Raw genomic sequence first — 17,509 nt, 5'->3', positions numbered from 1 at the left:
CCTTGTTCACCCGTATACTTTGCCGCTATGTCCCATACGCCACGGCGGTCTTCGCCATTCGTCCTATGCTGAACACAGCCTTCCGCTATTTCCTGGAGGTGGTCAACGCGGGCTCCTTGACCGGCGCCGCATTGCGGCTGCATGTCGCGCCGTCGGCCGTAAGCCGCATGATCCGCAAGATCGAGGACGAATACGACATTGCCCTGTTCGAGCGCCATGGCCGCGGCATGGTCCTGACCGAGGCCGGTGAAATTCTCGCCACCAGCGCAAAACGCAGCCAGCTCGAAGCGGAACTCGCCCGCACGGATATAGGCGATCTGCGCAAGGTCGGCCAGCGGCTCATACGCATTTCAGCCAACCAGGCGTTCGGGATGGAACTGCTGCCGACGCTGATGGCGCGCTTTCAAAACGCCACGCCTGAAGTCACTTTCAACCTGACGCTGCTTCGCGCCAGCGAAATTCATCGGCGCGTCCAGGACGGCGAGGACGACATCGGCCTGTACTACAGCCTCAAGCCCGCCGTGGATGTCAACCTGCAGTACACGCGCCGCATGCGCGTGCTGGCGCTGGTCAAGCAGGGGCACCCGCTGACGGCCAGGGACTCGGTCTCGCTGAAGGACATCGCCTCGTATCCGGTGGGACATATGAGCCAGGGCACGACGATAAGGGCAATCGTGGATCTGTGCTGCATGCAGAAGAACGTCGCGCTCACGACCGCGTTCGTGAGCAACAACGTCACCGCCCTGCAGAACTTCTGCCTGGTGCGGGAAAATGCCGTGGTTTTCTTCGGGGAGCTGACGGCGACGTCCGTTCTCAAGCACCACGGCCTGGTCGCCTTGCCTATCGCCGACGCCCAGCTGCACCAGCGTCACCTGCAGATCATTACGATGGAGGGTCGCGAGCTTCCTGTCAGCGCGCGGCGCTTCCTGGCGATGATCATCCAGCATATCGAGGAAGAAGTCGGGCCGCCCTGGGTTGCGCCGGATGAGCGCACTTGAACGCGACCCGGCCCTCGACGGACTATCCATGTCGGATAACTTTGTGCCGTGGCGGTTTCGAGGCCGCTCCTCAGGTACGCAATTTTTCGAGGTTCATAGCCCCATGAGCGTCAAACCTTTTGAAACCCGCCAACCGCTGCCCCGCGTTGCGCTCTTTGCCGTCGGCGGCACCATAGCCGGCCGCGCCGACAACCGCACCAACACCACGGACTACAAGATAGGATCCATCGGCGCCCGGGACCTGATCGCGGCCGTCCCGGAACTGGCGGAGATCGCGGAAGTCAGCGGCGAGCAGATCGCCAACGTACCGAGTTCGGACGTCGGGGCCGAGGTATTGCTCAAGCTGGCCAAGGCCATCTCCGCCAAGCTCGATGACCCGCGGGTGAAAGGCGTCGTCGTGACACACGGCACGGATACCCTTGCTGAATCGGCGTTCTTCATCGATCTCACGGTGCGGACCACGAAGCCGGTGGTGTTCGTCGGCGCAATGCGGCCCGCATCCGCGATCAGTGCCGACGGCCCCGGCAACCTGCTGCAAGCCGTTGCGCTGGCGGCTTCCGATGAGGCGGTTGGCCGCGGCACCTTGCTTACGCTCAACGACCGGATAGGTTCCGCGTTCTACATCAACAAGACCCATACCACCGCGCTCGATACCTTCCATGCGTATGAGCAAGGGTACCTGGGCACCTACATCAACGCCCGCCCGCGCTTCTGGTACACCCCCGCGACGCCCATCGGCAAGCCCCACTTCGATATCAGCGCAATGGAAAGCCTGCCCAAGGTCCCCATCCTCTACATGCACCAGGACGCGGATGACGCCCTCATCGACGCGGCAATCGCCGGCGGCGCCAAAGGCCTGGTCATCGATGCGTCAGGACATGGTTCGGTCAGGACCAGTACGAAGCAGCGCATCCGGGAATTGGATCAACAGGGCTTTCCGGTGATTCGAGCATCGCGGACCAATAACGGCATCGTCGCCGAGAAGCCCGAGGGTATCGGCGCTGGCGTGTACACGGCCGGCAAGGCACGCTGGCTGCTATCGCTTGCCATTGCCGCGGGGGCGTCGATCGACGAAATCCGTCGCTGCTTTCGGGCGTGAACCCAATTTTCGACTCATCGAGAAATGCCAAAGATCAACATCGTGCATCTGCAGACGTTGTGCAACATTGCCCAGTTGGGAAGCTTCCAGGCGGCCGCGGACCACATGTACACCACCCAGCCCACCATATCGGTCCGCATGCGCGAACTGGAGGGCCGCCTGGGATTCCCCGTGTTTCACAAGCGCGGCCGCAAGATGGACTTGACCACGCAAGGACGGGAGCTGGTACAACAAATCAAGCCCCTGCTTGCCGCGATCGACGATGTCATTTATTCCCTGGATGACGCAACGCATGCCTCCGGCCTGATCTGCCTGGGTATCGCCAGCCTGGTCGGACAGACCTGGTTCCCCGACTTCATCGCGGCCGCACGCGCCGCCATGCCTCAACTCAGTTTCGAGGTCGAAGTGGGACAAACGTCGCTCAGCGTCAGCAAGCTGGAGGCAGGACATCTCGATCTGGTCTTCATGGCTACGCCTTCATTGACATCGGACCGTTTCCATGTGGAGCCGATCGGGATCGTCGACGTGGTCCTGGTAGGCGCCCCGGCACTGGTCGGCCAGGTCGGCGAACATTCCGGAGAGCATTGGCTGGAGTCGCTCCGCAGCCGGCCCGTATGGTCATTATCCAAGGAGTCGCCGCTATATCCGGCGTTGATGAAAGTCATCAAGGACCATAACCTTCGAATCAAGGTCGATATCTGCGGCAATATACTGACGCTGAAGCAGCTGCTATGCAGCGGCACCGGAGTCGGCTTGATGTCCTACCCGCTCATCAAGTCGGAACTCGAACGTGGTGAGCTGGTCCTGCTCAAGGACGCCCCGGCCTTCCCCCGCATTTCCTTCAATGCGGCCTGGGGAATGGACCAGAGCCAGACGGTCATACGAAAGCTCGTGAATATCGCGAGGAATGTTTCGACGTTCAATTGAACCTGGGATCGAGGAAAAGGCGCCACGGCGCCCCTCCCTGTTCTTTCCTATTCCGGCTTCACGCCTGCCTCTCCGAGCAAGGTGTGCCATCGCGAGACTTCGTCAGCCAGGAACTGCTGGGAGCCAGCCAGGCTACGCTGGTGCGCACCGGGAACCGTCACGCCCATTTGCTTGTAGCGCTCCTGCAGCTCAGGTCGCGCCAACGTCTTATTGATCGCCGCGTTAAGTTTGACGACCACATCGTCGGGAACGCCCTTCTTGACCAGCATCATGTTCCAGATCGCATAATTCAGCGCCTTGTACGAGGTCTCGCCGGCTGCGGGAACGTCGGGCAGAACGCTCACCCGCTCCTTGGACAGCACCACCAGTCCACGGACCTTCCCGGTCGAAATCGAACCGACCGCGGTACTGCTGCTTTCCACCGTGTAGTCGATCTGCCCGGCCATGACGTCGGAAGTGGCCTGCGCCGCGCCCCGGTAATGCACGGGCATCACGTTTATGCCAAGGGTGGCGTTCAGCAACATGCCGCCCAGGAATGCGCCCGATCCAACGCCCGCATCCCCAAAGTTCATCTTGTCGGAGTTTGCCTTCGCGTAGGCGACGAATTCTTCGAAATTCGTCGCCGGGAAATTCGCGCGCACCGACAGGACTTGCGGCGCGTCGCCGACGGAAGCGAGCGGGGTGAAGTCCTTGAGGACGTCGTAAGGCAGGTTTTTATATACCGACGCATTGGCGGCGAGCGTGCCGACATTCCCGAACAGCAGGGTATAGCCGTCGGCGGCGCCCCGGGCGACACGCGATTGCCCGATCGTCCCGCCGGCGCCGGGGTAGTTCTCGACGACGATCGGCTGCTTCAGTTCCTTTGCCAGATTATCGGCCACGGCGCGGGCAAGGACGTCGGTCGCTCCGCCGGCGGTATACGGCACCACCAGGCTGATAGGACGTTCAGGGTAGGTTCCGGCATGGGCGGCGGTGGCCGCGAAGATTGACAGCGTGGCGGCGGCCGCGCGCAGAAGGCGCGCGGGGACGCGCAAACGTATGCCCCGTTGGTGCATATTTGTCTCCAAGAGTTTTTAGTGAAAATCCGCCTCTTGCCGAGGCGGTGCAGCAAGCCTTTCGAAGGCCTCGATTGCCAAGGCGCGCGGCGCGGCATGGTTACGCCGGCCGCCGGCGCCCTATCAGTGGGGACGCTGCAACGAGAAGGTCACGACCTTCTCGTCCGTCATATCGCGGATCAGATATTTCGGCCCTTCGAATCCATAGCCGCTGTCCTTGAGACCGCCATAAGGCATCCCGTCATTCCTGGAGCTGGACGTCTCGTTGATGTGCAGGCCGCCCACGCGCAGTTCGCGCGCCATGTGGAATGCCGTATTGACGTCATTGGTGAATACGCCGGCAGCCAGGCCGTAGGGCGTTGCGTTGATGCTCGCAATGACGGCGTCGATATCGTCAAAGGGAATAAGGGTGACGACAGGTGCGAAAATCTCCTGGTCCATCACTTTCATGCCTTCCCGGACATTGGCCAGGATCGTCGGTTCCAGCACGGACCCGCTACGGCCGCCGCCCGTGACGACACGGGCTCCCATGGACACGGCTTCCTTCACCCACGATTCCGCCCGCACTGCCTCTCTCTCTGCGATCATGGGGCCAACGTCGACGCCGGCCTGGCGGGGATTACCGCTCTTGAGCGCGCGCGTTGCCTGTTCCAGCCGGGCGCTCACCTCGTCAATGCGAGCCGCCGCCACATATAATCGTTGGATCGAGGTGCAGACCTGGCCTGCCTTGCGGAATGTCGCACGCAGAATACGAGGCAGCGCGAGGTCGAGATCCGCGTCGGCGCAAATGATGGTGCAGGCGATGCTTCCCAATTCCAATTGCGTGCGCCTTGCGCCGGCCTTCTGCTGAATGATGCGGCCCACGCGCGTGCTGCCGGTGAACGTATAGAAGTCGATGTCCTTCTCGTCGAGCAGCCATTCGCCGGCCTCGGCCCCTTCGCCCTGGATAAGCGACAGGAGTTCAGGCGGCCAGCCGGCTTCGAGCAACACGTCGCAAATCAGGCTCGCGGTCAGCGGGGTGTATCCCGAAGGCTTTACGATGACGGCATTGCCAGCGGCCACGGCCGGTGCGACCTTGTGCAGCAGCGCGTTGAACGGTGCGTTGAACGGCGTGATCGCGCAAACGATCCCTACCGGCGTACGCAAGGTGAAGGCGACGCGGTCCTTCTGGCCGGGATTGCCGTCCATGGGAATCATCTCACCGCATATGCGCTTGGCTTCCTCCGAGGATATCTCTAGCGTGTCCAATCCCCGAGCGATTTCATTGGACGATTCGGCAGCGGTGAACCCGGCTTCCAGGGCCATGACGTCGACGAATTCCTGCTTGCGGGATTGGATGATCTCCGCCGCCCTGCGCAGGATGCGCGAGCGCTCGTAGCCATCCGGCACTTTCCGCAGGTTCTGCCGGGCCTTGACAACGGCTTCCTTGATGTTCGCCTGAGAAGTCTGGTCGACGCGCGCAATCTCCGCGCCGGAGTAACGATCATGGACCGTGAATGTAGCGCCGCTGCTTACTCGCTGACCGGCGATAAGGCTCAGCATCGATACGGATTGGAGGACCGGGGAGGCGGAAGGCGTCATGAATTATCTCCAGTGGATTGAATTGTTTTGCATCGGGTCTAGGCGGCGAGAATCATGTCCGCTGCTTTCTCCCCGATCATCAGGCTGGCGGCCAACGTATTGGCCGAAGGAACCTGAGGCATGATCGACGCGTCCGCGACGCGCAGATTATTCAGGCCGTGGACGCGCAGTTTCGCGTCCACCACTGCCATCGGGTCATCGCCACGGCCCATTTTGCAAGTGCCGACCATGTGATAGCCGGTAGTGCCCTTCTGCCTGGCGTAGTCCAGCCATTCGTCGTCGCTGGCGACGTCCCGGCCCGGCTGCAGTTCATGGTCCAGGTAGGGCGCCATGGCGGACGAAGCCATGAGCCGGCGAGCGAGCTTCAACGCTTCGACGATGGTGCGTTGATCGAGTTCGTGCTCGAGGAAGTTCGGTTGCACGCGCGGCGCGGCGAGCGGGTCCTTCGATTGGATATGGACGTAGCCGCTACTCTCCGGCCGCTGCTGCCGCGCGCCGGTGCTCATGCCTGGCAGGTCATCGAGCACATAGTTGCTGCCGGGCTTGTAGCTCGCCGGCGTGAAAAGAATCTGGATATCGCCACGTTGCGCGCTATAGCGCGTCTTCCAGAAGACATGCACCATCGAGGGGCTCAAGCTCAGGATGCTCGGCTTGCGCAGGAGCCAGTTGAATACCTCCCTGCCCAGGCGCCAGCCTTTGGACAACTCGTTCAAGGTGGTCACCGATCTTGCGCGGGAGATGGAGCGCACGGTGTAATGGTCGCGGAAGTTCGCCCCCACGCCCGCCATGGCATGCTTCACGGCAATGCCATGCCGCGATAGCAGTTCCGCCGGCCCGATGCCGGACAACTGCAAGATCTTCGGCGAATTGACCGCCCCCGCGCTGAGGATCACCTCGCAGTTAGCATAGAGGGTGTGCATCGCCCCATCGCGAACGTATTTGACGCCGACCGCGCGCTGGCCCTCGAAGAGGACCTCCGTCACCACGGCATCCGTCTTCAGCCGGACCCGCCCCGTCTTCAGCGCCGGCCGCAGGAAGGCATCGGAACAGTTGACGCGCTTGCTCTTGTAGATGTAGCGCTGGAAGTAGCCCACGCCCAACTGTTCCGCGCCGTTATAGTCGGGGTTTTCGGGGATCCCGAATTCGGCGCAACCCCGGATAAAGGCGTCGCATAGGGGCGAAGTCCAATCGGGATCGGTAATGGGCAACTCGCCCGTCACGCCGCGAAATGCGGGGTCGCCTGGGCCGATGCGGCGCTCGGATCGCTTGAAGTAGGGCAAGACGTCGGCATAGCCCCAGCCGGGATTACCCATCTCCTCCCAATCGTCGAAATCCTCGCGCTGGCCGCGCGAGTACACCAGGCCGTTGACGGAACTCGATCCTCCCACCACGCGGCCTTGAGGCATCGCGATCCTGCGGTTGTGGGTGGCAGGCGTGGGTTCGGTCTCGTAGTTCCAGGTGATCTTGCCGCCGTAGAGCGTCTTCACGAATCCGGCGGGTACGCGAATGAAAAAGTCTTTATCCTCGCAACCGGCTTCGAGCACGCAGACACTGCGGCGGGTTTTCTCGCTGAGCCTCTTCGCGATGACCGAGCCGGCTGGGCCGGACCCGACGATTATGTAATCTACGTATTCGTTCATTTTCCCTGCATGTTGCTTCTGGACGGAACCAAAGTCCGCCTAGGCTACGTGCAGGAATTCATTCAAACAATTAATAATTTCATATGCATATATGTTTGTTTTTTTTATCTATTGCACATCATCCCCCCTAACCTCCCCCTGATCCTCCATAACCCCTCACTTACGCGCAGTCGGTTTCGCGGGCTTGCCGCCATCCTGGCCTCGACTGGCGGGCGGCGTTACCCGCGCGGCCACCTGCATCAACAGCTCGATCTGGCGGTCCTTTGCCGACAGTTGTTCCCGCAGCGTTTCGTTCTGGGCGATCAACTGGTGGGACGACTGCTCGGCCTGGGCGCGCGCGGCATCGGCTGCCTCGGCGGCGGACGCCATGCGCGCGGCCAGGGTTTCGGCTTGCGCTTCGGCGGCCGTCGCGCGGCGGGCCTGGGCATCGTGCTCCAGGCGTGCTTGCGCCAGTTGCGCTTGGAGCGCCGCTCCCTGCGCCTGGAGCTGGGTCGCCTGGGCCTGGAGTTCGGACACTTGTGCCTGGAATTGCGTGGCCGCGGCTTCCGCGGCCTTGCGTGAGCGGTCCAGGTCGTCTTGTACCTTCTTCAGCGCCTGGCGCTGCGCGTCGATCTCGCCCAGCCAACGTTTTTCATGGACCGAGTGGCGCGCCTCGCTGGCTGCCAAGGCTTCCCGGCCCGCGGCCTGCGCCTCGCGCAAGGCTTGCTGGCCGGCGGCGACCTGCTCCTGCGCAGCGGCCAGGCGCTGATTGAGCGCCTTGATGGCATTCGCGTCCTCGCGTGCCTGACGCTCGACGCCGCGCAGGCGTTCCTCGGCGGCCGCGGCCTGGGCGCGCGCGGCATGCGCGGCGGCCTCCAGGTCTCCTTCCCGGATGCGCAAACGGACTTGCTCCTGCGCGAGAGCCGCCTGGTCCGCGGCGACCTGCTCCCTGGCGCGCGCCAGCTCCTCGCGTTCCCGTGCCGCGACGATCGCCCATTCCTCGCGTGCCGCGGCCAAGGCTTGTTCCCATACCTGACTTACCGCGCGCGTCACGGCCTCGGGAATCTCCGTGGACCGCCCCTGCCCGCCAACCAGCCGGTCGCTCAACCCGCGAAACCACGCTTTGAGATGCGGCCCGACCGTGTTGGGCGAACCGCGTCCCAAATGCAGACGCACCCGTTCTATCGTCGGCTGCTCGCCCGCCTGCAACAGCGCATCCGCTGCGGCCCATACGTCCGACGCCTGCACACCGGTGGCCATGGATTCGTTCTCCCGTCTGTGTCGCTGTGCGCTGGCAGCGATGCCGCCGCCAGCGATCCCGGATATCTAGGCTGGATAATTAAAAGTTATCCGACCTTATCTGAGGATAATGTATTATTCAATACATTTGATGTATTATCCAAGACATCGATGTGAAAAACAAGTTCTCTTGCTGCAAAGCGGCGCCGGCGAATCTCTCCTTTAGAGAAAACCGGGGTAGCAAGGTGATGGCATCGTCGCGCCGATCAATGGCCGCCGCCCTGCTATTGACATATCATCTCAGGCAGCATTCATAGGAAGGAATGACCATGCGACCGTCTGCTGTGCTAGACATATATCGAAGCGCGGTACTTGAGGCAGTTAGCCGCTTTCCAACAGCGAATCCGCGCATCTTCGGCTCGGTGCTACATGGAACAGATCGGGACGGGAGCGACATTGATCTCCTGGTGGATGCATTGCCGGGGGCGACGCTATTCGACCTTGGCGGCCTCCAGGACGAGCTTGAATTGTTGCTCGGCGTTCATGTCGATCTGTTGACCCCCGCTGATCTACCACCCAGGTTTAGAGCCAAGGTTCTCGCGGAGGCCAGGCCGGTATGACTGAAAGTCGCCTGGGAGACTATCTGGACCATATGCGGCAAGCCGCTGGGAATGCATGTGACTTTGTGGCCGGGCTGACCAAATCCGACTTCCTGGAGGATAAGCGTACCCAACAGGCCACCATCATGAGCCTCATCATCATCGGCGAGGCCGCCACGAAAGTGATGGACAGCTACGCCGAATTTGCGCAGGCGCACCCAAACGTGCCGTGGCGCAATATGCGTGGGATGCGAAACCGCATCGCACACGGCTATTTCGACATCAACCTCGACGTGGTGTGGGACACAGTGCAGGCGGCGCTGCCTAAGTTATTACAACAATTGGCCATCGTTCAGCGTGATATCAATGACGGCCATATCAGCTAGCCATGGCGCCATGACCTCGGCGACTTCATGACCGGTCAATGGCAGACGGTGGCGTTCTTCGACAGCGCCCACGCCAAGCTCAACCGTCATCCATGGAGCGGCGGAGACAACAGCGCCACGCTCTCCGGCGCCGGCGTCGGCCTGGCGTGGGGGGGCAAGGACCTCTGGCGCGTGAGCATCTCGGTCGCGCGCCGCATCGGCGGCGTGCCTTCAGTGGTGTCGGATCAATCGTCCACCCGCGTGTGGGCGGTGATCAGCAAGGGCTTCTGATAGCCGCTGCTTGCATCCGCACAGCGGACGCGAAGCGGATGCAAGCAGGCAGAAACTGAACACTGAACGCAGGCCCGGTGCGTACCAACCGGCCTTGCGGACTCGTCAGGTACCGTACGCCGCAACGATATACGGCCGCAAGCGCTCCAGGTCCGGCGTGACGCCCAGCCCCGCCTCTCCGGACAAGGTCACCTTGCCGTCCTTGACCGCGTAATCGGCCGGCAGCAGCCAGTCGCGCAGGGCATTGGGATTGGAGTCCACCTCGACATATCCGGCCCCGCCTATCGCGGCCTTCAGGTGCATGGAGGCCGTCAGCCCGATGCCGCCACCCAGCCAATGCGGACAGTAGCGGCGCCCGCGCTGCAAGACATCGCGCGCCACCGGCAGGCAGGCGCTGAAACCACCCCATTTGCCCAGGTCGGGCTGGATGACGGACAAGCCGCCCTCCTCCATGGCCGCGACGAAGGCCTCCGGCCCGCGCAGGTTTTCCCCGCCGGCGATGGGGATGGGCGACCCCGCCGTCAATGTGCGCCACGTCGGCCAGGGCGTGTCGGCGGGCAATGGCTCTTCCAGCCACGCCAGGTCGTAGGCCGCCAGGCGCGCCGCCATCTCCGCCGACTGCGTCGGCGTCCATGCCTGGTTGGCGTCGACCATCAGCGTGGCCCCCGTGCCCATGGCCTGGCGCAAGGTCCGGACATTGTCCTCGTCGCGCTGGTCACCGAAACCGACCTTGAGCTTGAACGCCGTATACCCTTCACGCGCCTTGGCCTCGGCGACGCGTTCGGGCCGGTCCGGATTGATGCCCGACGTATAGACGTCGATCGTCGGTTGTCCTCCCAGGTAGCGCCACAAGGGCTGGCCCGCACGGCGCGCCACCATATCCCAGATGGCGGTATCGACGCCGGCCACCGCCTGCGCCAACGGTCCCGGTTCCCCGGACTGGATTCCCAGGATATGTAGACGCGCGCTTAGCGCATCAAAGCACTCGCCGGGGTCGCGCCAAGTCTGGCCAGACAGCAAGGGCTTGACGCAGGTATCCACCAGGCGCGCGCGATGTTCGGCGCCCACGGCGGGAAAGTTGCACCAGACCTCCCCCCAACCCTGGAACCCCTCCTTGCCCGTCACGCGCACCAGCAGCGCGGGACGGTCATGCATTACGCCAAACGACGTGCGCACCGGCGGACTCGCGGGGACGCGCAGGACGAAGGTTTCCAGGCGGGTGATTTCGAAGCTGCTTTCTTGAGCCATGTCGTGATCGGTGAGAAAGGATGGGAAAAACGAATCCGGTCATTCGAGCATCGTGCTGCTGGCGCGGGCGACCAGCGTGCAGGGCACTTCCTGGCGCGCCACCGCGGCGCCGCTGTCGGCCCCGCCCTGCATGAGACGCAGGGCCGCATGCGCGGCGGCGGCCCCTATCGCATAGGGATCGGGGCGCACCGTGGTCAACGCGGGCGAGAGCATGGGCGCCACCAGGGCATCGCCGTAACCCGCCACGCCGCAATCGCGCGGCACCTGCACGTCATGGGCCGGCGCACGCAGCAAGGCCGCCATCGCCATGTTGTCGTTGGCGAACGCCAGCGCCCGCGGCCGGCTCGCCGGCGGCTCGGCCGCAAAGGCCGCGATGGCGGCCTCCCCAGCCGCGAAGTCATCCGCCTCGTCCGCGCGCACGCATGCCGCATCGGCGCCGCCCGCGCGCATGGCCGCCACAAAGCCTTCGCCGCGGCGCGTCGCGCGGCTGTCCTGCGCGCTGGCGGGCAGCACATAACGCGCATGCCGCACGCCCTGTTCGAGGAAATGCCGCGCGACCAGCGCGCCCGCGTCCCGCTGCCGGAAGCCGACCTGGTGAAAGGGCCTGTCGTCGGCCAGGTCCCAGGCTTCCACCACGGGCACGCGTGTACCGCGCAGCAAGGCTTCGATATCGGGCGCGTGGTCGCCGCGGGTGAGGATCAGCGCGCTGGGATGCCACCCCAGGAACGTCCGTATCGCGCGCGCCTCGGCATGCTGAAGGTAGTCGCTGCTGGCGAGCAGCAGTTGCAGCCCGTGCCGGTCCACCACTTCGGTAATGCCCTGCACGACGCGGGCGAACGTGGGACTGCCTATGTTCTGCATGACGGCGCCGACCACGCCGCTCTTGGACGACGCCAGGCGGCGCGCGACCTGGCTGGGGACATAGCCGGTCTGGGCGATGACTTCACGCAGGCGTGCGCGCACCCCTTCGGAAACCAGCTCGGGCGAATTGAAATAGCGCGAGACCGTCACCACGGACACCTGCGCCAATCGGGCGATGTCGCGATTGGTGGTGGCCAGCAATTTCGGACGCGCGCCACGGCGGCGTGTGGCGCTTTCGTCCGGCGCGTCGGCGGTCATGGCTTCCCCTGTATGACTGGCTGTGCGACCGGGCCGGGCCGCGCTGGTTGGTGTTGAAGGTATGAACTAATGAGCGGTCCGATGATTGACGACCGGCAAGAAGGAATAATACACTTTTGCCATGAAACCGGTTTCATATAAAAACTTCCCGGGGAAGCCCATGGAATGGACGTGATGCCGGGCCGCCCCCAGCCGATGGAGGCAGCGAATACGCCGACGCTCATTCCGCCGGCGTTTTTTCGACACCACGATGAAACCGGTTTCATATCCCAGGCCTATACGCATATACAAACCAGGCATATGAACCGCGGCGACCGCTGCCGGCGATGAGGCCGGCATCCGCCGCCGCGGTATTGAAAGACACCAGGAGACGACACCCCATGCCCTCGACCGCCCCCGCGCGCGCCCTCGCCCTGTTTGCCGGCGCGCTTGCCGTGATCGCCACGACCTGCCTGCCCCAGGCCGCCCAGGCCAACGGCGACTATCCCAGCCAGCCCATCACCATCGTGGTGCCCCAGCCGCCCGGCGGCGCGGCGGACCAGTTCGCCCGTCCCTTCGGCCAGGCGCTGGGCAAGGAACTGGGGCAGTCCGTCATCATCCTCAACCGGCCCGGCGCCAACGGCAATATCGCGGCGGCCAACGTCGCCCGCATCACGCCGGCCGACGGCTACACCGTCTTCTACGGCTCGGTCAGCACCCTGGCCGTGAACCCGCACCTGTACAAGGACGCCGGCTTCGATCCGCTGAAGGACTTCCAGCCGCTGACGCTCACCAACCAGACGCCCAACGTGCTGCTGGTGGGCGCGCAAACGCCCTACCACTCCGTGGCCGACGTCATCGCCGCCGCCAAGGCCAAGCCCGGCGCGCTGGCCTTCGGGTCGGCCGGCAACGGCAACACCATGCACCTGGTGGGCCTGCAGTTCCAGGCCAAGGCGGGCGTGCAGCTGATGCACATCCCCTACAAGGGCGGCCCCGCCGCGCTGAACGACGTGCTGGCGGGCCAGATCCCGATGATGTTCCACAACCTGTCTGCCGTGATTCCTTTCCACCAATCCGGCAAGGTCCGCGTCCTGGCGGTGGCCGACACCAAGCGTTCGCCGCTGCTGCCCGATGTCCCCACCATGGCCGAGGTCGGCCTGCCCGGCGTGGAATCGGTGGCGTGGAGCGGCATGCTGGTGCGCGCCGGCACGCCCGCGCCCATGGTCGACAAGTTGAGCGCGGCCATGCGCAAGGTCCTCGACGACCCCGCCTTCCGCAAGCCGATGGAAGCGCAGGGCTTCGAGGTCCTCTCCTCGACGCCTGACGCGTTCAGCGCCCGCCTGAAGAAGGACTACCAGTCCATGGGCGACGTGATCCGCGCCGGCAACGTCCATATCGATTGAGAACCCGGCAAACACAACGAGCCCATCATGCCTTTGCACAATTCCTTCAAGCACGCCCTGCGTGCCGGCCGTCCGCAGATCGGCCTGTGGTCCACCCTGGCCTCGCCCTTCGTGTCCGAGCTGATCGCCGGCGCCGGCTATGACTGGCTGCTGCTGGACACCGAGCACACGCCCAGCGACGTGCCCCTCATGCTGCAACAGTTGCAGGCCGTCGCGGCCGAGCAGCGGCGCCCGTCATCGGCCGTGGTTCGTCCCGCCTGGAACGATGCCGTGCTGATCAAGCGCTATCTGGACATCGGCGCGCAGACGCTGCTGCTGCCCTTCGTGCAGAACGCCGGGGAAGCGGCCGCCGCCGTCGCCGCCATGCGTTATCCGCCGCATGGCATACGCGGCATGGGCGGCACCATGCGCGCCAGCCATTTCGGCCGCGACGCGGACTACGTGCGCGATGCGGACAAGGAGCTGTGCCTGCTGGTGCAGGTGGAAACCGAGGAAGCGCTGGACAATATCGAAGCCATCGCCGCGGTCGACGGCGTCGACGGCATTTTCATCGGACCGGCCGACCTGTCGGCCAGCATGGGCCATCCCGGCGAGCTGCAGCATCCCAAGGTCAGCGCCGCCATCGACGACGCCATCCGGCGTATTCGCGCCTGCGGCAAGGCGCCGGGCATACTGATGCTGGACGAGAAGCGGGCCCGTGCCTGCCTGGACCTGGGCGCGCTGTTCGTCGCCGTCGCCACCGACCAGGTGCTGCTGCGCAAGGCGGCCGACGACGTCGCCGCCCGCTATGCCCAGCATCTCGGTCCCGCGGCGGACAGCCAATACTGACCTTTCTTTCCTGGAGACATCGCCGTGAGCGCCATCCGCCCCGCCGCCCGCAAGACGCTGGACCAGTTGCGCAGCCAGCGCTGGTTCGCCAACGAGGAAATACGCGGCTTCGCCCACCGCCAGCGCATGCAGCAACAGGGCTTTTCCCGCGAGGCCTTCCTGGGCCGGCCCTGCATCGGCATCCTCAATACCTGGAGCGAGCTGTCGCCCTGCCATGCGCACCTGCGCGAGCGTGCCGAATCCGTCAAGCGCGGCATCCTGCAGGCCGGCGGTTTTCCCTTCGAGCTGCCGGCGATGAGCCTGGGCGAGGTCATGGTCAAGCCCACGACCATGATCTACCGCAACTTCCTCGCCATGGAGGCCGAAGAGCTGATGCGCAGCCTGCCGCTGGACGGCGTGGTGCTGATGGGCGGCTGCGACAAGACCACGCCGGGACTGATCATGGGCGCGCTGTCCATGGACATCCCCTGTATCTACCTGCCGGCGGGGCCGCTGCTCGACGACCGCTATCGCGGCGAGGCCGTGGGCGCGGGGACGCACACCAAGAAGTTCTGGGCGGAATACGCCATCGGCAATATCGGACACGACGAGTGGGTGCGCCTGGAAGGCCGGATGGCGCGTTCGCCGGGCACCTGCAACACGATGGGCACGGCCAGCACCATGACCGCGATCGCCGAGGCGCTGGGCCTGTCGCTACCGGGCGCCATGGCGATACCGGCGGTGGACAGCGCGCATCCCCGCATGGCCTGGGCCTGCGGCCAGCGTATCGTCGACATGGTCTGGGAAGACCTCAAGCCCTCGCGCTTCATCACGCGCGCCTCCTTCCAGAACGCCATCGTCGCGTACATGGCGCTGGGCGGATCGACCAACGCCGCCGTCCACCTGCCGGCGATGGCGGGCCGCGCCGGCATCGCGCTGGGCCTGGACGACCTGGACGCCGTGGCGCGCGCGGTCCCGGTCATCGTCGACCTCTATCCGTCGGGCAAGCACCTGATGGAAGACTTCTACTACGCCGGCGGCCTGCCTTCCGTGCTCAAGCAGGTGCGCGGGCACCTGGACCTGTCGGCGCTCACCGTCACGGGACGCACCCTGGGCGAGGAAATCGACGCCTGGCCCGACGCGGACGAAGGACCCTCGGCGCAGGCGGCGCCCACCATACGGACTTGCGAGCAGCCCTTGATCGCGGCCACGTCCGACTGTCCGGAGGCCGGCATGGCGCTGGCCGTGCTGCACGGCAACCTCTGCCCTGACGGCGCGGTGATCAAGCCCTCCGCCGCCAACCCCAAGCTCTTGCGTCATACCGGCCGCGCGCTGGTATTCGACTCCAACGAAGAAATGCTGGCGGCGGTCGACGATCCCGACCTGGACGCCGACGAGAACACCGTGCTCGTGTTGCGCAATGCGGGGCCGGTGGGTGGCCCCGGCATGCCGGAATGGGGCAACCTGCCCATACCCAAGAAGCTGCTGCGCCAGGGCGTGCGCGACATGGTCCGCATTTCCGACGGGCGCATGAGCGGAACGCACTACGGCACCTGCATCCTGCACGTGGCGCCTGAGTCCGCGGTTGGCGGCCCCCTGGCCCTGTTGCGCACGGGCGACCAGGTGCGGCTGGACATCGGCGAGCGGCGCCTGGACATGCTGGTGCCGGAAGCCGAACTCGCCGCCCGCCGGCAAGCCTGGACGCCGCCCCAACAGCCCTATCAGCGCGGCTATACACGGATCTACCAGGCAGAAGTCACGCAGGCGGACCAGGGTTGCGATTTCCGCTCGCTGGCGGGAACGGCGCCGACGCCGGAACCGCCTATCTTCTGACCGGGGCGTTCTGGCCGCAGCCCGGCGACGAGGCCGGGGCGGTGCCGCGCCGTGGCAGCTACGCGCCGCGGCTTCATGCCCCGGAAGGCCGTCGTCCCGTGCGCCGCCCAGCGCCTTTCGACACGCGAACCATGGAGCTGGCGCGTACATGGAATTCGGTGTCGACCAGGTGCCGTTCCGGCGGCAGCGCGGCGCCGCCGCCCTCCCCGATCAGCCGCAAAACCAGCAGGGCCGCGGTGCGGCCGATTTCGTAGCGGCCCGGATGCACCGTGGTCAACGCGGGGGTCAACCGGCGCGCAATGGGAAAATCGCCGAAGCCCACGATGGCGCAGTCCAGGGGCAGCGACAATCCCAGTCCGGGCGCGGCCAGGATGGCGCCCGCCGCCATATTGTCGTTGGCGAAGATGATGCCCTGCGGTCGCCGCCTGGCCGATTCGGCCGCGAAGTGCGTGATGGCCTTGGCGCCGGCCTCGAACGGATCCAGGTCCGCGGGCACATGGACATCTGGCGCCAGGCCGGACGCCTCCATGGCTCGCGCGTAGCCCTGCGCGCGCTGTTCGGCGCGGAAGTCCTCGGGCATGCCGGTGCGCACGAAGCGAATGCGGCGCAAGCCTTGTTCCAGGAGGTGCATGGCCTGGTCGTGGCCCGCCTGCTCGTGAGAAAACCCCACCTGGTGGAACGGTCTCTGCGGACGCACGTCCCAGGTCTCGACGACGGGACAGCCCGCCGCGCGCAACACGGCATCGGTGCGTTCGGTATGGGTGGGCCCGGTCAGTATCATCGCCGCCGGGCGCCAGCCGGCGAAGGCGCAGACCGCGCTCTCCTCTTCGGCCATGGCGTAGTTGCTGGTCGCGAGCAGCAGTTGGTGGCCTGAAGACCGCAGCACATCGGTCATGCCCTGCACGGTTTCGGAGAACACGGAGTTGGCGATGCTGGGAATCACCGCGCAAACGACCTTGGATCGCGCCGACGCCAGGCCCATCGCCACCTGGCTGGGCACGAACCCGGTCCGGACGACGGCGTCCTCGACGCGCGCGCGCAGCTCCTCCGACAAGCGGTCCGGCTGGTTGAAGTAGCGGGAAATGGAAATGGCGGAGACGCCCGCCAGCGCCGCCACGTCATGGATGGTGATCGCGGCGATCTTGCGCCGCCCGGCGGGCGCCGGCCGCGCCGCTGTCTTCTTCTTGCCTGCCAACGATACCCCTCGTGTCTGGACCGCCGCATTGACGGCGGGAGGAACCGCATTATAGACTTCGCCGAGTCCGATGTTACCGGTAACCATGGAATCGTGTTACCGGTAACAGCGAAGACGTCCGCAGGCCACGCCGCCGACAGGCCATTCGCTCC

At 65.0% G+C, this 17,509-nt stretch carries 16 protein-coding genes; 9 read left to right on the top strand and 7 right to left on the bottom strand.

Annotated features, from left to right (window positions below; translation table 11 throughout):
* The first annotated feature begins 65 nt into the window (after positions 1 to 65).
* From C7R54_RS10795 to C7R54_RS10785, 3 genes are read left to right on the top strand one after another with little or no spacing between them, the layout of a single operon-like run.
* Entirely contained in the window at positions 66 to 998 is a 933-nt protein-coding gene (locus C7R54_RS10795; RefSeq protein WP_129150277.1) for a LysR family transcriptional regulator, read from the top strand.
* Positions 985 to 2,097, top strand: coding sequence for an asparaginase (locus C7R54_RS10790; protein WP_129150275.1), 1,113 nt, complete (start codon positions 985 to 987; stop codon positions 2,095 to 2,097). The genes C7R54_RS10795 and C7R54_RS10790 overlap by 14 nt, the downstream gene beginning before the upstream one ends.
* A gap of 24 nt (positions 2,098 to 2,121) precedes the next feature.
* Positions 2,122 to 3,024 carry a LysR family transcriptional regulator gene (locus C7R54_RS10785; RefSeq protein ID WP_129150273.1) on the top strand — a complete coding sequence of 301 codons (903 nt, stop codon included), beginning with the start codon at positions 2,122 to 2,124 and terminating at the stop codon, positions 3,022 to 3,024.
* Positions 3,025 to 3,071: 47 nt separating this feature from the next.
* Here C7R54_RS10785 and C7R54_RS10780 read toward each other — a convergent pair whose 3' ends face one another.
* From C7R54_RS10780 to C7R54_RS10765, 4 genes are all read right to left on the bottom strand, one after another.
* A complete protein-coding gene (locus C7R54_RS10780; RefSeq protein ID WP_129150271.1) occupies positions 3,072 to 4,079 on the bottom strand; it encodes a Bug family tripartite tricarboxylate transporter substrate binding protein in 1,008 nt (335 codons plus the stop codon).
* A 123-nt stretch (positions 4,080 to 4,202) separates the two neighbouring features.
* Positions 4,203 to 5,660, bottom strand: coding sequence for an aldehyde dehydrogenase family protein (locus C7R54_RS10775; protein ID WP_129150269.1), 1,458 nt, complete (start codon positions 5,658 to 5,660; stop codon positions 4,203 to 4,205).
* Between the two features lie 38 nt (positions 5,661 to 5,698).
* Positions 5,699 to 7,300: a GMC family oxidoreductase gene (locus tag C7R54_RS10770; RefSeq protein WP_129150267.1), complete on the bottom strand. Its 1,602-nt coding sequence runs from the start codon at positions 7,298 to 7,300 to the stop codon at positions 5,699 to 5,701.
* Positions 7,301 to 7,456: 156 nt separating this feature from the next.
* On the bottom strand, positions 7,457 to 8,539 hold the full coding sequence (locus C7R54_RS10765; RefSeq protein ID WP_129150265.1) for a DNA-binding protein: 1,083 nt from the start codon (positions 8,537 to 8,539) through the stop codon (positions 7,457 to 7,459).
* 308 nt (positions 8,540 to 8,847) lie between these two features.
* On the opposite strand from C7R54_RS10765, the gene C7R54_RS10760 reads away from it, so the two are divergent.
* The 3 genes from C7R54_RS10760 to C7R54_RS10750 are packed head-to-tail and all read left to right on the top strand — an operon-like array spanning position 8,848 to position 9,773.
* Positions 8,848 to 9,138 (top strand): nucleotidyltransferase family protein, encoded by a 291-nt coding sequence (locus C7R54_RS10760; RefSeq protein ID WP_129150495.1) that lies wholly within the window; start codon positions 8,848 to 8,850, stop codon positions 9,136 to 9,138.
* Complete coding sequence (locus C7R54_RS10755; protein ID WP_129150263.1) at positions 9,135 to 9,503, top strand: HepT-like ribonuclease domain-containing protein; 369 nt, start codon at positions 9,135 to 9,137, stop codon at positions 9,501 to 9,503. Before C7R54_RS10760 ends, C7R54_RS10755 begins: the two co-directional genes overlap by 4 nt.
* A gap of 27 nt (positions 9,504 to 9,530) precedes the next feature.
* A complete protein-coding gene (locus tag C7R54_RS10750; RefSeq protein ID WP_129150261.1) occupies positions 9,531 to 9,773 on the top strand; it encodes a hypothetical protein in 243 nt (80 codons plus the stop codon).
* A gap of 105 nt (positions 9,774 to 9,878) precedes the next feature.
* Here the strand turns inward: C7R54_RS10750 and C7R54_RS10745 are convergent, their stop codons facing one another.
* Positions 9,879 to 11,021 (bottom strand): mandelate racemase/muconate lactonizing enzyme family protein, encoded by a 1,143-nt coding sequence (locus C7R54_RS10745; RefSeq protein ID WP_129150259.1) that lies wholly within the window; start codon positions 11,019 to 11,021, stop codon positions 9,879 to 9,881.
* 39 nt (positions 11,022 to 11,060) lie between these two features.
* Entirely contained in the window at positions 11,061 to 12,140 is a 1,080-nt protein-coding gene (locus C7R54_RS10740) for a LacI family DNA-binding transcriptional regulator (protein WP_129150257.1), read from the bottom strand.
* A gap of 380 nt (positions 12,141 to 12,520) precedes the next feature.
* Between C7R54_RS10740 and C7R54_RS10735 the strand changes: the two genes are divergently transcribed.
* From C7R54_RS10735 to araD, 3 genes are read left to right on the top strand one after another with little or no spacing between them, the layout of a single operon-like run.
* On the top strand, positions 12,521 to 13,522 hold the full coding sequence (locus C7R54_RS10735) for a Bug family tripartite tricarboxylate transporter substrate binding protein (protein ID WP_129150255.1): 1,002 nt from the start codon (positions 12,521 to 12,523) through the stop codon (positions 13,520 to 13,522).
* A gap of 27 nt (positions 13,523 to 13,549) precedes the next feature.
* Complete coding sequence (locus C7R54_RS10730; RefSeq protein WP_129150253.1) at positions 13,550 to 14,350, top strand: aldolase/citrate lyase family protein; 801 nt, start codon at positions 13,550 to 13,552, stop codon at positions 14,348 to 14,350.
* Positions 14,351 to 14,374: 24 nt separating this feature from the next.
* On the top strand, positions 14,375 to 16,162 hold the full coding sequence (araD, locus tag C7R54_RS10725; RefSeq protein ID WP_129150252.1) for an L-arabinonate dehydratase: 1,788 nt from the start codon (positions 14,375 to 14,377) through the stop codon (positions 16,160 to 16,162).
* A gap of 73 nt (positions 16,163 to 16,235) precedes the next feature.
* Here the strand turns inward: araD and C7R54_RS10720 are convergent, their stop codons facing one another.
* Entirely contained in the window at positions 16,236 to 17,444 is a 1,209-nt protein-coding gene (locus C7R54_RS10720) for a LacI family DNA-binding transcriptional regulator (RefSeq protein WP_129150250.1), read from the bottom strand.
* Between the last annotated feature and the right edge of the window lie 65 nt (positions 17,445 to 17,509).

Source organism: Achromobacter aloeverae, from assembly GCF_004121055.1.
Classification (GTDB): Bacteria; Pseudomonadota; Gammaproteobacteria; order Burkholderiales; family Burkholderiaceae_B; genus Bordetella_C; species Bordetella_C aloeverae.
Note: the sequence above shows the minus strand (reverse complement) of the source record. Positions and strands in the feature narration are given on the sequence as shown.

Excerpts from the sequence above, each read along its gene's own strand:
- C7R54_RS10795 (WP_129150277.1), top strand. The coding sequence starts at position 66 with ATGCTGAACACAGCCTTCCGCTATTTCCTGGAGGTGGTCAACGCGGGC.
- C7R54_RS10790 (WP_129150275.1), top strand. The coding sequence starts at position 985 with ATGAGCGCACTTGAACGCGACCCGGCCCTCGACGGACTATCCATGTCG.
- C7R54_RS10785 (WP_129150273.1), top strand. The coding sequence starts at position 2,122 with ATGCCAAAGATCAACATCGTGCATCTGCAGACGTTGTGCAACATTGCC.
- C7R54_RS10780 (WP_129150271.1), bottom strand. The coding sequence starts at position 4,079 with ATGCACCAACGGGGCATACGTTTGCGCGTCCCCGCGCGCCTTCTGCGC.
- C7R54_RS10775 (WP_129150269.1), bottom strand. The coding sequence starts at position 5,660 with ATGACGCCTTCCGCCTCCCCGGTCCTCCAATCCGTATCGATGCTGAGC.
- C7R54_RS10770 (WP_129150267.1), bottom strand. The coding sequence starts at position 7,300 with ATGAACGAATACGTAGATTACATAATCGTCGGGTCCGGCCCAGCCGGC.
- C7R54_RS10765 (WP_129150265.1), bottom strand. The coding sequence starts at position 8,539 with ATGGCCACCGGTGTGCAGGCGTCGGACGTATGGGCCGCAGCGGATGCG.
- C7R54_RS10760 (WP_129150495.1), top strand. The coding sequence starts at position 8,848 with ATGCGACCGTCTGCTGTGCTAGACATATATCGAAGCGCGGTACTTGAG.
- C7R54_RS10755 (WP_129150263.1), top strand. The coding sequence starts at position 9,135 with ATGACTGAAAGTCGCCTGGGAGACTATCTGGACCATATGCGGCAAGCC.
- C7R54_RS10750 (WP_129150261.1), top strand. The coding sequence starts at position 9,531 with ATGACCGGTCAATGGCAGACGGTGGCGTTCTTCGACAGCGCCCACGCC.
- C7R54_RS10745 (WP_129150259.1), bottom strand. The coding sequence starts at position 11,021 with ATGGCTCAAGAAAGCAGCTTCGAAATCACCCGCCTGGAAACCTTCGTC.
- C7R54_RS10740 (WP_129150257.1), bottom strand. The coding sequence starts at position 12,140 with ATGACCGCCGACGCGCCGGACGAAAGCGCCACACGCCGCCGTGGCGCG.
- C7R54_RS10735 (WP_129150255.1), top strand. The coding sequence starts at position 12,521 with ATGCCCTCGACCGCCCCCGCGCGCGCCCTCGCCCTGTTTGCCGGCGCG.
- C7R54_RS10730 (WP_129150253.1), top strand. The coding sequence starts at position 13,550 with ATGCCTTTGCACAATTCCTTCAAGCACGCCCTGCGTGCCGGCCGTCCG.
- C7R54_RS10720 (WP_129150250.1), bottom strand. The coding sequence starts at position 17,444 with ATGGTTACCGGTAACATCGGACTCGGCGAAGTCTATAATGCGGTTCCT.